The sequence below is a fragment of the Rhizobium sp. KNZ14-9A genome, assembly GCF_056755015.1.
Window position 1 is genome coordinate 4401763 of the sequence record NZ_JBPGXB010000002.1, and the last position, 13558, is coordinate 4415320.

12 protein-coding genes are annotated in these 13558 nt (G+C 60.0%); 9 read left to right on the forward strand and 3 right to left on the reverse strand.

The window, feature by feature from the left end; translation table 11 throughout:
• The first annotated feature begins 12 nt into the window (after positions 1-12).
• The 3 genes from xylB (at position 13) to ACR9ZQ_RS28525 (ending at position 3582) form a co-directional block, all read left to right on the forward strand.
• Positions 13-1467, forward strand: coding sequence for a xylulokinase (xylB, locus tag ACR9ZQ_RS28515; RefSeq protein WP_481429152.1), 1455 nt, complete (start codon positions 13-15; stop codon positions 1465-1467).
• Positions 1468-1502: 35 nt separating this feature from the next.
• Positions 1503-2813, forward strand: coding sequence for a xylose isomerase (xylA, locus tag ACR9ZQ_RS28520; protein WP_310383812.1), 1311 nt, complete (start codon positions 1503-1505; stop codon positions 2811-2813).
• A gap of 148 nt (positions 2814-2961) precedes the next feature.
• The gene (locus tag ACR9ZQ_RS28525) at positions 2962-3582 is read left to right on the forward strand and encodes a class I SAM-dependent methyltransferase (RefSeq protein WP_481429153.1); all 621 of its coding nucleotides are present in this window, start codon (positions 2962-2964) and stop codon (positions 3580-3582) included.
• A 21-nt stretch (positions 3583-3603) separates the two neighbouring features.
• Here ACR9ZQ_RS28525 and ACR9ZQ_RS28530 read toward each other — a convergent pair whose 3' ends face one another.
• Positions 3604-3984 carry an ester cyclase gene (locus ACR9ZQ_RS28530; RefSeq protein ID WP_481429154.1) on the reverse strand — a complete coding sequence of 127 codons (381 nt, stop codon included), beginning with the start codon at positions 3982-3984 and terminating at the stop codon, positions 3604-3606.
• Between the two features lie 92 nt (positions 3985-4076).
• On the reverse strand, positions 4077-5108 hold the full coding sequence (locus ACR9ZQ_RS28535) for a LacI family DNA-binding transcriptional regulator (protein WP_113321922.1): 1032 nt from the start codon (positions 5106-5108) through the stop codon (positions 4077-4079).
• Positions 5109-5275: 167 nt separating this feature from the next.
• Here ACR9ZQ_RS28535 and ACR9ZQ_RS28540 point away from each other — a divergent pair, with 167 nt between their 5' ends.
• The 5 genes from ACR9ZQ_RS28540 to ACR9ZQ_RS28560 all read left to right on the forward strand — a co-directional run bounded on the left by ACR9ZQ_RS28540 (position 5276) and on the right by ACR9ZQ_RS28560 (position 11441).
• Positions 5276-6802, forward strand: coding sequence for a sugar ABC transporter ATP-binding protein (locus ACR9ZQ_RS28540; RefSeq protein WP_439016620.1), 1527 nt, complete (start codon positions 5276-5278; stop codon positions 6800-6802).
• Positions 6803-6885: 83 nt separating this feature from the next.
• Entirely contained in the window at positions 6886-7890 is a 1005-nt protein-coding gene (locus tag ACR9ZQ_RS28545; protein ID WP_310383805.1) for an ABC transporter permease, read from the forward strand.
• 85 nt (positions 7891-7975) lie between these two features.
• A complete protein-coding gene (locus tag ACR9ZQ_RS28550; protein ID WP_007817501.1) occupies positions 7976-8923 on the forward strand; it encodes a substrate-binding domain-containing protein in 948 nt (315 codons plus the stop codon).
• A 247-nt stretch (positions 8924-9170) separates the two neighbouring features.
• A complete protein-coding gene (locus ACR9ZQ_RS28555; RefSeq protein WP_007817498.1) occupies positions 9171-10226 on the forward strand; it encodes a sugar phosphate isomerase/epimerase family protein in 1056 nt (351 codons plus the stop codon).
• Between the two features lie 27 nt (positions 10227-10253).
• Positions 10254-11441: a Gfo/Idh/MocA family protein gene (locus tag ACR9ZQ_RS28560; protein ID WP_007817496.1), complete on the forward strand. Its 1188-nt coding sequence runs from the start codon at positions 10254-10256 to the stop codon at positions 11439-11441.
• Positions 11442-11521: 80 nt separating this feature from the next.
• On the opposite strand, the gene ACR9ZQ_RS28565 is transcribed toward ACR9ZQ_RS28560, so the two are convergent.
• Positions 11522-11929 carry a DoxX family protein gene (locus tag ACR9ZQ_RS28565; protein WP_310383801.1) on the reverse strand — a complete coding sequence of 136 codons (408 nt, stop codon included), beginning with the start codon at positions 11927-11929 and terminating at the stop codon, positions 11522-11524.
• Positions 11930-12167: 238 nt separating this feature from the next.
• Here ACR9ZQ_RS28565 and ACR9ZQ_RS28570 point away from each other — a divergent pair, with 238 nt between their 5' ends.
• On the forward strand, positions 12168-13541 hold the full coding sequence (locus ACR9ZQ_RS28570) for a GH1 family beta-glucosidase (protein WP_481429155.1): 1374 nt from the start codon (positions 12168-12170) through the stop codon (positions 13539-13541).
• The last annotated feature ends 17 nt before the right edge of the window (positions 13542-13558 follow it).

Genomic DNA, 13558 nt, shown 5'->3' on the forward strand with positions numbered 1-13558 from the left:
GAGAAATACCACATGTATCTGGGTCTCGATCTCGGAACTTCGGGCGTCAAGGCGATGCTGATCGACGACGATCAGAAGATCATCGGCTCCGCCAATGGTTCGCTCGACGTCTCGCGTCCGCATTCCGGCTGGTCCGAACAGGAGCCGGCCCATTGGGTACGCGCCACGGAAGAGGCTGTTGCCGGCCTCAAGGCCAAACATCCGAAGGAGCTTGCAGCCGTCAAGGGTATCGGCCTCTCCGGCCAGATGCACGGCGCTACTCTGCTCGACGCTTCCGATAAGGTGCTGCGTCCCTGCATCCTCTGGAACGATACGCGTTCCTATATCGAGGCTGCGGCCCTCGACGCCGATCCGCGTTTCCGCAAGCTGACCGGCAATATCGTTTTTCCAGGCTTCACCGCACCGAAGCTTGCCTGGGTCGCCAAGAACGAGCCCGAGATCTTCGCCAAGGTTGCTAAGGTTCTGTTACCGAAGGACTATTTGCGCCTCTGGCTGACTGGCGAACATATCTCTGAGATGTCCGACTCGGCCGGTACGTCCTGGCTCGATACCGGCAAGCGCGCCTGGTCGCCCGAACTGCTGGCTGCGACCAATCTCGACGAGAAGCAGATGCCGACGCTTGTCGAAGGCACCGAGCAAGGCGGCAAGCTACGCGGTGAGCTCGCTTCGGCCTGGGGCATTTCCGGCGACGTCGTCGTTGCCGGCGGCGCTGGCGACAATGCGGCTTCCGCCTGCGGCATGGGTACGGTCAGCGATGGGGCTGCTTTCGTTTCGCTCGGCACGTCGGGCGTTCTCTTTGCCGCCAACGCTGCCTATCTGCCGAAGCCCGAAAGCGCTGTTCATGCCTTCTGCCATGCGCTGCCGAATACCTGGCACCAGATGGGCGTCATCCTCTCGGCGACCGATGCCCTGAACTGGCATTCGTCGGTTACCGGCAAGTCGGCCGCTGATCTCACCGGCGAACTCGGCGAAAGCCTGAAGGCGCCGACCGGCGTCACCTTCCTTCCTTATCTCTCGGGCGAGCGCACGCCGCATAATGATGCGGTCATCCGCGGCGCCTTCATCGGCCTCGAACATGAAAGCAGCCGCGTCGTGCTGACGCAGGCAGTGCTCGAAGGCGTCTCCTTCGCGATCCGAGACAATCTGGAAGCGCTGCGTTCTGCCGGCACGGATATTTCCCGTGTCACGGCGATCGGCGGTGGCTCGCGTTCACGCTACTGGCTGGCCTCTATCGCCACCGCGCTCGGCGTTCCCGTCGACTTGCCTGCGGACGGCGATTTCGGTGCTGCCTTCGGTGCTGCCCGCCTCGGCCTGATTGCGGCAACGGGCGCCGATCCGGTTGCCGTCTGCACACCGCCGGTCACGGCCGGCACGATCGAGCCGGTCGCCGCGCTCAGCGGCGCCTATGAAGATGCCTACAAGCGCTACCGCTCCGTCTACCCGGCGATCAAGTCGCTGGCCCATTGATCCATCCATAAGAACTGAACCCAAGGAGAACCCAAATGAGCACCGGATTTTTCGGCGACATCCAGAAAGTGAAGTACGAAGGCCCTGACAGCACCAACCCGCTGGCCTTCCGTTACTACCAGCCGGACGAAATCGTTCTCGGCAAGCGGATGGAAGATCATCTGCGCTTCGCAGTCGCCTACTGGCACACGTTTACCTGGCCTGGCGGCGACCCCTTCGGCGGTCAGACCTTCCTGCGTCCGTGGTTTGAAGACACGATGAAGGCTGCCAAGCTCAAGGCTGACGTAGCCTTCGAATTCTTCTCTCTGCTCGGCGCGCCCTATTACTGCTTCCACGACGCCGACGTGCGCCCGGAAGGCAAGAACTTTGCCGAAAACACCAAGAACCTGAACGAGATCGTCGACTACTTCGCCGAAAAGCAGGCTGCTTCCGGCACGAAACTGCTCTGGGGCACGGCGAACCTTTTCTCGAACCGCCGCTACATGTCGGGTGCTGCAACCAACCCGGATCCGGATGTCTTCGCTTTCGCCGCTGCGACGGTCAAGACCTGCATAGACGCCACGCAGAAGCTCGGCGGAGAAAACTATGTTCTGTGGGGTGGCCGCGAAGGCTATGAAACCCTGCTCAACACCGATATCGGCCGCGAGCTCGACCAGCTCGGCCGCTTCCTCAACCTTGTTGTCGAGTACAAGCACAAGATCGGCTTCAAGGGCACGATCCTCATCGAGCCGAAGCCGCAGGAGCCGACCAAGCACCAGTACGACTACGACGTCGCGACCGTCTATGGCTTCCTGAAGAAGCATGGCCTCGAAAACGAAGTGAAGCTCAATATCGAGCAAGGCCACGCGATCCTCGCCGGCCACTCCTTCGAGCACGAGCTGGCACTCGCCAACGCGCTCGGCATCTTCGGCTCGATCGACATGAACCGCAACGACTACCAGTCCGGCTGGGATACCGACCAGTTCCCGAACAATGTTCCGGAAATGGCGCTTGCCTATTACCACGTTCTGGCAGGCGGCGGCTTCAAGACCGGCGGCACCAATTTCGATTCGAAGCTGCGCCGTCAGTCGCTCGACCCGGCAGACCTGCTGATCGGCCATATCGGCGGCATGGATTGCTGCGCCCGCGGCCTGAAGGCCGCTGCCAAGATGATCGAGGACAAGGCGCTCTCCCAGCCGCTCGCAGACCGCTATGCCGGCTGGAATTCGGCTGAGGGACAGAAGCTCTTCCGCGGCGAATATTCGCTGGAAGAGATCACCCATTGGGTCGAGAGCAAGGACGTCAACCCGCAGCCGAAATCCGGTAAGCAGGAACTGCTCGAAAACATCGTCAACCGCTACGTTTGATTGCCGGTTGGATTTTACTGGAAGAGCCGGGGAGCGAAGCTTCCCGGCTTTTTCGTTTACGGAGACGGGAGATGGCCAGTTGTGCTGGTCGGGCAGACGGAAATCTGGCATGCCATCAGTGGCGGTGGAGAAACGTTTGGAGCGTTTCATGACTGACGATCGCAAGCTGCACTGGGAAAATGTCTATTCGACCAAGGGCGAGAATGATGTCAGCTGGTTTCAGGAAAATCCAGCACCTTCCCTCGAACTGATCCATCTCGCGCAAGCAAAACAATCGGACGCCATTGTCGATGTGGGCGGCGGAGCTTCAAGGCTGGTCGACAGCCTTCTCGTCGATGGGTTCGGCGATGTGACGGTGCTCGATCTCTCGGCGGCAGCCCTCGATACGGTGCGAAAGCGCCTTGGTGCCAAAGGCAACGAGGTGATGTGGATTGCCGTTGACGCGACCCTTTGGGAGCCGCCGCGGACCTATGATATCTGGCACGACCGAGCAGCCTTTCATTTCTTGACCGATGCGGCCCAGCAAGCAGCCTATATCGAGCGGCTGAAACGCGCGTTGAAAATGGGCGGACATCTAGTCATGGGGACTTTTGCCCTCGATGGGCCGGAAAAGTGCAGCGGCCTGCCTGTGGCGCGTCATAGTTCCGAGAGTCTGGGAGAGCTAATCGGACCAGGTTTCGAGCTGATCGACAGCCGCCGCCACGATCATTCGACACCCTGGGGTAGCGTGCAGAGGTTTCAGTTCAGTACGTTCAAGCGGATCGCGTAATCGGAGGGGAAGCTCCGTGTTTCAAAGCTGGGCTTCGATGGCTGCCCTGTCTATGACCGACCAGACGCTCTCGATCTTTCCATCCAGAAACTCGTAGAATACGTTTTCGGCGAACTGCACTCTCCTGCCGTTGACGGGAAGACCGAAAAGTTCGCCCTTCGGTATGCAGTCGAACTGCAAACGGCTCGCCACACGTGGCGGCTCGCAGATCAGGAGCTGGATGTCGAAGAAGAGATCGGGGATGGCGCGAAAATCACCTTCCAGCATTTCCCGATAGCCGGACAGGCCGATGTGCTTGCCATTGTAGCGAACCTCTTCGTGGACGAAATTTCCCAGGTTTGCCCAGTCCTGTTCGTTCAAGCAAGCGATGTAGCCTCGGTATCTATCGGCCAGCTGTGTCATTTCGGTCGCCTCGTCTTCGCAAAGGAGTCTGTCGGCAAACTAGAACGGGGCGGAGATCAGGCAATGGCAGATGGTTGGTCGAGGTTTCGAGGCTACCGCTTCTGCCAGTTACGCGGCGGTGCGGAGACCGAATTGCGCACCACAAGATCCGGCCGCAGCAGGATTTCCGTCTCGGCAGGACGGCCATCGGAGAGGAGCTCCAGAAGCAGCGCCATGGCCTGCTTGCCGATTGCGGTGCGCGGCTGGCGAATGGTCGTCAGCGACGGGCTCATGAAGACGGCTTGCGGCACGTCATCGAAGCCGGTGACGGAGAAATCCTGCGGGATGTTGTAGCCGCGGGCGTTGAGGCCGATCATGACGCCGATTGCAGTCTGGTCGTTGACGCACATGAAGGCGGTCGGCAGCGTGTCGCGCATGAAGAGCTGCTCCACAGCATGGCGGCCGCTCTCGATTGTGCCGTCGCCCTCCAGCACGATACGCATGTCCTTGGGGACACCGGCTGCGTCGAGGCCGGCGTCATAACCCTGCCGGCGGCGGCTGTAGGCGAGGCGGGTGCGGGAATCGCCGATAAAGGCGATCTTGCGGTGTCCCTCGGCCAGAAGCAGGTCGACAGCCTTCCTCGCGCCTTCCATATCGTCGACGCCAACATAGGGAATGCCGCCATTGAAGACGGGTTCAAAGACGCCGACGCTCGGCGGCAGCTGCGCCGTCACCATCTGATGGCCGAAGGGCAGGATGCCGGTAAAAAGGATCAAGCCGGCCGCCTGGTTGGAATTGAAGAATTTCAGATATTCCAGGCCGCGCTGCGCATCATTCTGCGTGTGGCCGATCAGCACGCCGTAGCCATGGGCCCGTGCCTCGTTTTCCAGGCCGATCAAGATATTGGAAAAGTTGGGGTCGCCGATATCGGGCGCCACGACCAGGATCATGTTGGAGCGTCCAAGCCTCAGGCTGCGCGCCATGGCATTGGTCGTATAGCCGGTGATGGCGATCGCCTGGTTGACCTTCAGGCGTGTGGAATTGGCCACCTTTTCGGGCATGTGAATTGCCCGTGAAACCGTCGCGATGGAAACCTCGGCGATCCGGGCGACGTCTTCGATTGTTGCGGGCGTGGAATTCGACACGGGGGCTCTGCCTTGGGCTGTCTTCGCCGCACACTACACAGACTTGTCGGGAGGTCAAAGGCGACTGCCAACAAGTCTGTGTAAATCCACGATGTAAACCTTTACATGCCTGATGTAAAGGTTTACATATGCCCAATATAAGCGGATGGGAGCCGCAGGAGGAAATCATGACCGTGGATACCGCAGAGGCTGCACCAGTGGTGTTGTCCGCCAGGCGCATTTGCAAGTCTTTCAGCGGCGTGCAGGTTCTTTTCAGCGTCAACTTCGATCTTCGCGCCGGTGAAATCCATGCGCTGATGGGTGAAAACGGCGCCGGAAAATCCACCCTTGTCAAGATTCTCTCCGGCTTCGAGCAGCCAACATCGGGTGAGATCCTGCTCGATGGCAAACCCATAGTGCTGCCGCCGAATGGTGCTGCCGAGGCGCTGGGCATCGTCATCATCCATCAGGAATTCAATCTCGCTGAACATTTGACCGTGACGGAGAGTCTGTTTCTCGGCCGCGAGGTCACGCATTTCGGCGTGCTCGATCGCAAGTACATGCGCGGTGAGACGCGCCGGGTGCTCGACATGCTCGGTTCGCATGTCGACGAGAATGCGATGATCAGTTCGCTTTCCATCGCCGACAAGCAGATGGTCGAGATTGCCAAGGCGATCAGCCGCGATGCGCGCGTGGTCTTCATGGACGAGCCGACGGCGGTTCTGTCGCGCGAGGAGATCAATATGCTCTTCAAGCAGGTGCGCAAGCTTCGCGATAAGGGCACCAGTTTCGTCTTCGTTTCCCACAAGCTCGACGAAGTCATGGAACTGACTGACAGGGTCACGGTCCTGCGGGACGGCCAATGGGTGAAGACGGCGCCGACCTCCATGCTGGATGGCGAATCCATCGCGCAGCTCATGGTCGGCCGCGAGCTTTCTAGCCTCTATCCCGCCAAAGTCGAGCCCAATGTCGACGAGGAAGTTGTGCTTCGCGTCAGTTCGGTTTCGACCGGCTACGTGCAGGATGCGAGCTTCGAAGTGCGCAAGGGCGAGGTGATCGGGTTTTCCGGACTTATCGGTTCAGGTCGTACCGAGCTGATGGAAGCGATTGCCGGCTTGCGCTCGCGCCTGTCGGGCGAGGTCGTCATCCACGGCGAAAGCGCGTCTTCGGGTGATGCGCGCGCCGCCAATCGCGCCGGCCTTGCCTATATGACCAAGGACCGCAAGTCGAAGGGGCTGCTGCTCGGTTCGGGCATGATCGCCAACCTGACACTGCAATCGCTCGAACGCCATGTCAGCCATGGTTATCTGAGCCCTAACAGCGAAGCGGCAGCGCTTGCAAAGGCCAAGCGGCGCTTCGACATCCGCGTACGCGACGGCAATATCGTTGCCGGCCGCATGTCTGGTGGTAACCAGCAGAAGCTGCTGCTCGCCAAGGTCATGGAAACAGAGCCGCAGATCATCATCATCGACGAGCCGACGCGTGGCATCGATGTCGGTACCAAGCAGCAGATCTACCATTTCATCTCGGCGCTTGCTCGCGACGGGCGGTCGATCATCGTCGTGTCCTCGGAAATGCCCGAGATCATCGGTCTCTGCACACGCGTGGCTGTCATGCGTGAAGGCCGGATCGTCGGCATGCTCGAGGGGGATGAAATTTCCGAACAGGAAATCATGCGTTACGCCGCGGGGCTGAAGCGTCAGGCGGCTGCCTGAGCCGGCATGGCGCGGCACGGGCGTGCTGCGCGCGGGACAAACAAAGTGCCCAGCAGTCATGGGACGGGAGGTTGGTTTTGGACATGAGTGTTAACGAGGAGACCAGGGAAATCCGGCGCAGATCCTGGCGTGACGTCGATCTGCGCGCGGTTGCGCCCTTTGCCGCACTGGCCCTGCTCCTCATCGTGGGCGCACTGGTCAACCCGAATTTCATCGGCATCACCAACCTTACGAATGTCGCAACGCGCTGCGCCTTCATTGCCATCATCGCTGTCGGTGCAACCTTCGTGATCTCGGCCGGCGACCTCGACCTTTCCGTCGGCTCGATGGTGGCCTTCGTCGCCAGCCTGATGATCCTGCTTATCAATTCCGGCGTCATTGCCGATCCGGTGCTGATGCTGACCGCTGCCGTCGTCTTCGCCGTGGTCGCCGGTGCGCTTTGCGGTCTCGCAAACGGCCTCATCACGACAGTCGGCAAGATCGAACCCTTTATCGCGACGCTCGGTACGATGGGCATCTATCGCGGCCTGACGACATGGTTGTCGCAGGGTGGCGCAATCACGCTGCGCTCGGCAGATATCCAAACGCTTTATCGTCCGGCCTATTTCGGCAGCATTCTCGGCATGCCGGTGCCGATCGTCGTCATCCTGGCTGTTACCGCCGTCGCGGCTTTCATTCTCTATCGCACGCGCTACGGCCGCCATGTCGTGGCTGTCGGTTCGAACAGCGATGTCGCGCGTTATTCCGGCATTGCGGTCAACCGCGTGCGCACAATTGCCTTCGTCATCCAGGGCTTCTGCGTGGCGATCGCCGTACTGCTCTATGTGCCGCGCCTCGGCTCGACCTCGGCAACGACCGGCATCCTATGGGAGCTGCAGGCCATCACGGCTGTCGTCGTGGGTGGTACAGCGCTGAAGGGTGGTGCCGGCCGGGTATGGGGCACGATCTGCGGCGCCTTCATTCTCGAGCTCGTCGGCAACATCATGCTGCTTTCGAATTTCATCAGCGAATACCTGATCGGCGCAATCCAGGGTGCGATCATCATCATCGCCATGCTGGTGCAGCGGTCGCTGGTGCGCAAATCGTAAGACAAGTGCTTCTCGGATTGGCCGGGCTATCCAGGGCACCCGGCCCGGATTGAATAAGTCCCTGATATTTTTGGGAGGAAATAGTATGCGCAAGCTCATGTTGGGTCTGGCGGTTGCGGGGGTGGCTTTTGCCGGCGCAGCCTACGCCCAGGACAAGAATTACACGATCGGTGTGTCCATTCCGGCCGCCGACCATGGCTGGACGTCGGGCGTCGTGTTTCACGCCGAGCGCGTTGCCAAGAAGCTGATGGCCGAACATCCGGGCCTGAACGTCATCGTCAAGACCTCGCCGGATGCCGCAACGCAGGCAAACGCCGTGCAGGACCTTGATACGCAGGGCATCGACGCACTCGTCATCCTGCCGTCGGATCCGGATCCGCTCGTCAATGCCATCAAGGAAGTCAAGGGCAAGGGCAAGTTCGTCGCGCTCGTTGACCGCGCGCCGTCGAACAACGACAATTCCGTGCGTGACCTTTATGTCGCCGGCAACAATCCGGCGCTCGGTGAAGTCGCGGGCAAGTACATTGCCGAAAAGACCCCGGAAGCTGAGGTCGTTATCATCCGCGGCCTGCCGATCCCGATCGACCAGCAGCGTCAGGACGGTTTCGACAAGGGTATTGCCGGCTCCAAGGTCAAGGTTCTCGACCGCCAGTACGGCAACTGGAACCGCGACGACGCCTTCAAGGTTATGCAGGACTATCTGACGAAGTATCCGAAGATTGACGTCGTATGGTGCCAGGATGACGACATGGCAGTCGGCGTCCTCCAGGCCATCGAGCAGGCCAAGCGCACCGACATCCAATATGTCGTTGCCGGCGCCGGCTCCAAGGACATGGTCAAGAAGGTCATGGACGGTGACAAGCTGATCCCGGTCGACGTTCTGTATCCGCCGGCAATGGTCGGTACGGCCATGGAGCTGACGGCTGCTGCGCTCTACGATCAGGTTCCGGTTCACGGTAACTACATCCTCGACGCAACGCTCGTCACCAAGGAGAATGCCAAGAACTTCTACTTCCCGGATTCTCCGTTCTGATAATACTTTCATGCATGCGCCCATTCGAAAGGATGGGCGCATTTTTCATGCCTTCAGACAAGTTGAAGCCAAAATGCGGCACGTACCTCTTGCCGATCAGCGGTGAGCGTGATTAGGTCCAGACCGCGTTGATTTTGGCCCACCCGCTAAATCTTTCGCACTGGCGGGGAGGCGCCTTTTCTTTATCGAACGGCGCACTAAGATTTATCGGAAACGTTTACGATCGATATTCAGGGAGGAAACTGACATGAAGACGATCAAGGGACCGGGCCTGTTCCTCGGACAGTTCGCGGGTGATACCGCTCCTTTCAATTCCTGGGACGCGATCACCAAATGGGCGGCCGATATCGGCTACAAGGGCGTGCAGGTTCCGACCTGGGCAAGCCAGCTCATTGACCTCAAGAAGGCGGCGACCTCCAAGGACTACTGCGATGAATTCGCTGGCAAGGCGCGTGAAAACGGCGTCGAAGTCACCGAGCTTTCCACCCATTTGCAGGGCCAGCTCGTTGCCGTCCATCCGGCCTATGACGAAGCCTTCGACGGCTTTGCGGCGCCGGAAGTGCGCGGCAATCCGAAGGCGCGTCAGGAATGGGCCGTCCAGCAGGTCAAGTACGCGCTGACGGCTTCCAAGCATCTCGGCCTCAAGGCGCATGCGACCTTCTCCGGCGCGCTCGCCTGGCCCTTCATCTATCCGTGGCCGCAGCGCCCCGCCGGTCTCGTCGAGACCGCTTTCGACGAGCTTGCCCGTCGCTGGAAGCCAATCCTCGATCATGCAGACGAAAACGGCATCGACGTCTGCTACGAAATCCATCCGGGCGAAGACCTGCATGACGGCATCACCTACGAGATGTTCCTGGAGCGCGTCGGCAATCATCCGCGCGCCAACATGCTCTACGACCCGTCGCACTATGTTCTGCAGTGCCTCGATTACCTCGACAACATCGACATCTACAAAGACCGGATCAAGATGTTCCACGTCAAGGATGCCGAGTTCAATCCGACCGGACGCCAGGGCGTCTACGGCGGCTATCAGGGCTGGGTCGAGCGTGCCGGCCGCTTCCGTTCGCTGGGCGATGGCCAGGTCGATTTCGGCGCCGTCTTCTCGAAGATGACCGCCAATAATTTCGATGGCTGGGCCGTGGTCGAGTGGGAATGCGCGCTGAAGCATCCGGAAGACGGTGCGCGTGAAGGCGCTGAATTCGTTGCGGCACATATCATCCGCGTCACTGAAAAGGCATTCGACGACTTCGCTGCCGGCGGCACCGATCAGGCGGCCAACCGGCGCATGCTGGGTCTGTCGTAAGCGGATCGGGATTTCGAGGAGAATATTATGGCAATCGAAGCATCATCCGAACAGACCCGCGAGCCGCGCATCCGGCTCGGCATGGTCGGCGGCGGCGCAGGGGCCTTCATCGGCGCCGTCCACCGTATCGCAGCGCGTATCGACGATCAGTATGACCTGATCGCCGGCGCACTGTCGTCGACGCCGGAAAAGGCTGCCCAGTCCGGTCGCGATCTCGGTCTCGATCCGTCGCGCACCTATTCCAGCTACCGGGAAATGGCGATCCGCGAAGCGAAGCTGAAGAACGGCATCGAAGCCGTCTCCATCGTCACGCCGAACCATGTGCATTATGACGCCGCCAAGGAATTCTTGCGCCGCGGCATCCATGTCATCTGCGACAAGCCGCTGACCTCCAACCTTGCCGATGCCAAGAAGCTGAAGAAGGTTGCCGACGAGAGCGGTGCACTGTTCATCCTGACGCATAATTATACCGGTTATCCGATGGTTCGTCAGGCGCGCGAAATGGTCGCCAATGGCGAGCTTGGTGATATCCGTATCGTCCAGGCCGAATATCCGCAGGACTGGCTGACGGAAGCGATCGAGCAGTCCGGCCAGAAGCAGGCTGCATGGCGCACCGACCCGGCACAATCAGGCGTCGGCGGTTCGACAGGTGATATCGGCACGCATGCCTATAACCTCGCTTCGTTCATCACCGGGCTGGAGCTCGACAGCCTTGCTGCCGATCTCGACAGCTTCGTGCCGGGCCGCCGTCTCGACGACAACGCCCATGTGATGCTGCGCTTCAAGGCCAAGGGTTCGGAAAAGCCGGCGAAGGGCATGCTCTGGTGCAGCCAGGTGGCGCCGGGTCATGAGAACGGCCTCAAGGTGCGCGTTTACGGCACCAAGGGCGGGATCGAATGGGTTCAGGCCGATCCGAACTATCTCTGGTACACGCCGTTCGGCGAATCCAAGCGGCTGATCACCCGCAACGGCGCCGGTTCCGGCGCTGCCGCCGCCCGCGTTTCCCGTGTTCCGTCGGGTCACCCTGAAGGTTATCTCGAAGCCTTTGCGACGATCTATACGGAAGCCGCGCATGCCATCAACGCTCACAAGAAGGGTAAAGCGGTCGACAAGGCCGTCGTCTACCCGACCGTCGATGATGGTGTGAAGGGTGTCGCCTTCGTGGAAGCCTGCGTGGCGTCGTCCAAGCGCAACGGGGCCTGGGTCAAGGTCTGAGCTTCTGAGCCGATAAGGCGCATGTCATTAGAAAAGCCGGGGCGGTTCGATATCGCCTCGGCTTTTTTCTTTTGTGATGATCAGGCGGCAACCGTCGTGCGGCCGCGCTTCAGCAGGTTATCGACGCTGAACGGACCTGCACCGGCGGCGACCAGATAAAGGAAAACGAAGCAGAAGAGGATCGCCGCGACGCCACCATTCTGTGCCGGGAAGAAGCCCTTCGATGCGTGGCCGATGAAATAGGCAAAGGCCATCAGGCCCGAAAGCACGAAGGCTGCGATGCGGGTCTGGAAACCGATGAGCACTAGGAAGCCGAGCGTGAGTTCGATAAGGCCGGCAACCCAGGACAGCGAGCCGACGGGCGGCACGCTTGCTGCGGCCGGGAAAAGCAGGATCTTCTGCGTTCCGTAGCTGAAAAGTACGAGGGACGAGATGATGCGCAGCAGGCTCAGGAGATGCGGCTGCAGCAAATGGATCGAAGAGAACATTCGTTTCCTTTCATATTGTGATGCTCTTTCCGTGTAAGGATCGCGGTCGCAACAGCAAATCACGACTGCTGACATTGGCGTTATGAGATTGGGAAGAGGGCGTCTGGCGGGCTTGCAGCTGTCTTGTTTTTCTTCCTGCAACGTTGCAGTTTTCTTTCCGCCGGCCTGTACTTTGCCATCAGGCTTGGCTAAACCCCGCGCAGACGGTCAGTCCACAACTGAGAGATGGGATTTACAGATGATCGATCCGAAAAAGCTTGCAGACCGCTTCCCCGGTGATTTCACCTTCGGCGTTGCCACCGCTGCCTTCCAGATCGAAGGCGCCAGCAAGGCAGATGGCCGCAAGCCGTCCATCTGGGACGCCTTCTGCAACATGCCCGGTCGCGTCTATAATCGCGACAACGGCGATGTTGCTTGCGACCACTACAACCGGCTGGAACAGGATCTCGATCTCATCAAGGACATGGGTGTCGAGGCCTATCGCTTCTCGATCGCCTGGCCGCGCATCATCCCCGACGGCACAGGCCCGGTAAACGAGGCCGGCCTCGATTTCTACGATCGTCTCGTCGATGGCTGCAAGGCGCGCGGCATCAAGACCTTCGCGACGCTCTATCACTGGGACCTGCCGCTGCTGCTCGCCGGTGACGGCGGCTGGACGGCGCGTTCGACGGCCTATGCCTATCAGCGTTACGCCAAGACGGTCATGAACCGCCTCGGAGATCGCCTCGACAGCGTCGCAACCTTCAACGAGCCGTGGTGCATCGTCTGGCTCAGCCACCTCTATGGCATTCATGCACCGGGCGAGCGCAACATGCAGGCAGCCCTTCACGCCATGCACTACATGAACCTGGCGCATGGCCTTGGCGTCGAGGCGATCCGTTCGGAAGCGCCGAACGTGCCTGTTGGTCTGGTGCTCAATGCCTCCTCGATCATTCCGGGCTCTGATAGCGCGGCTGATCTTGCTGCCGGCGAACGCGCGCACCAGTTCCATAACGGCGCTTTCTTCGATCCCGTCTTCAAGGGCGAGTATCCCAAGGAATTCGTCGAAGCGCTCGGCGATCGTATGCCCATCATCGAAGACGGCGATCTCAAGATCATTAACCAGAAGCTCGATTGGTGGGGTCTCAACTATTACAAGCCGGAGCGCGTTGCCGATGATGCCAGCCGTAAGGGCGATTTCCCCTGGACGGTGGAAGCGCCTCCCGCAAGCGACGTGAAGACGGATATCGGCTGGGAAGTCTATTCGCCGGGCCTCAAGCTGCTCGTCGAAGATCTCTATCGCCGCTACGAGCTGCCGGAATGCTACATCACCGAGAACGGCGCCTGCGACAATACCGATGTGGTCAACGGCGCGGTGGATGACGTGATGCGCCTCGATTATGCCAGCGCCCATCTCAATGTCGTCGCCGACCTCATCAAGGATGGTTATCCGATGCGCGGCTACTTCGCCTGGAGCCTGATGGACAATTTCGAATGGGCGGAAGGCTATCGCATGCGCTTCGGCCTCGTTCACGTCGATTACGAAACACAGGTTCGCACGGTCAAGAAGAGCGGCAAGTGGTATCGCGAATTGGCCAGCCAGTTCCCGAAGGGCAACCACAAGGTCGTTTGAGGTCAGGTATTTGCGGC

Excerpts from the sequence above, each read along its gene's own strand:
- ACR9ZQ_RS28550 (WP_007817501.1), top strand. The coding sequence starts at position 7,976 with ATGCGCAAGCTCATGTTGGGTCTGGCGGTTGCGGGGGTGGCTTTTGCC.
- ACR9ZQ_RS28525 (WP_481429153.1), top strand. The coding sequence starts at position 2,962 with ATGACTGACGATCGCAAGCTGCACTGGGAAAATGTCTATTCGACCAAG.
- xylA (WP_310383812.1), top strand. The coding sequence starts at position 1,503 with ATGAGCACCGGATTTTTCGGCGACATCCAGAAAGTGAAGTACGAAGGC.
- xylB (WP_481429152.1), top strand. The coding sequence starts at position 13 with ATGTATCTGGGTCTCGATCTCGGAACTTCGGGCGTCAAGGCGATGCTG.
- ACR9ZQ_RS28540 (WP_439016620.1), top strand. The coding sequence starts at position 5,276 with ATGACCGTGGATACCGCAGAGGCTGCACCAGTGGTGTTGTCCGCCAGG.
- ACR9ZQ_RS28530 (WP_481429154.1), bottom strand. The coding sequence starts at position 3,984 with ATGACACAGCTGGCCGATAGATACCGAGGCTACATCGCTTGCTTGAAC.
- ACR9ZQ_RS28570 (WP_481429155.1), top strand. The coding sequence starts at position 12,168 with ATGATCGATCCGAAAAAGCTTGCAGACCGCTTCCCCGGTGATTTCACC.
- ACR9ZQ_RS28555 (WP_007817498.1), top strand. The coding sequence starts at position 9,171 with ATGAAGACGATCAAGGGACCGGGCCTGTTCCTCGGACAGTTCGCGGGT.
- ACR9ZQ_RS28565 (WP_310383801.1), bottom strand. The coding sequence starts at position 11,929 with ATGTTCTCTTCGATCCATTTGCTGCAGCCGCATCTCCTGAGCCTGCTG.
- ACR9ZQ_RS28545 (WP_310383805.1), top strand. The coding sequence starts at position 6,886 with ATGAGTGTTAACGAGGAGACCAGGGAAATCCGGCGCAGATCCTGGCGT.
- ACR9ZQ_RS28560 (WP_007817496.1), top strand. The coding sequence starts at position 10,254 with ATGGCAATCGAAGCATCATCCGAACAGACCCGCGAGCCGCGCATCCGG.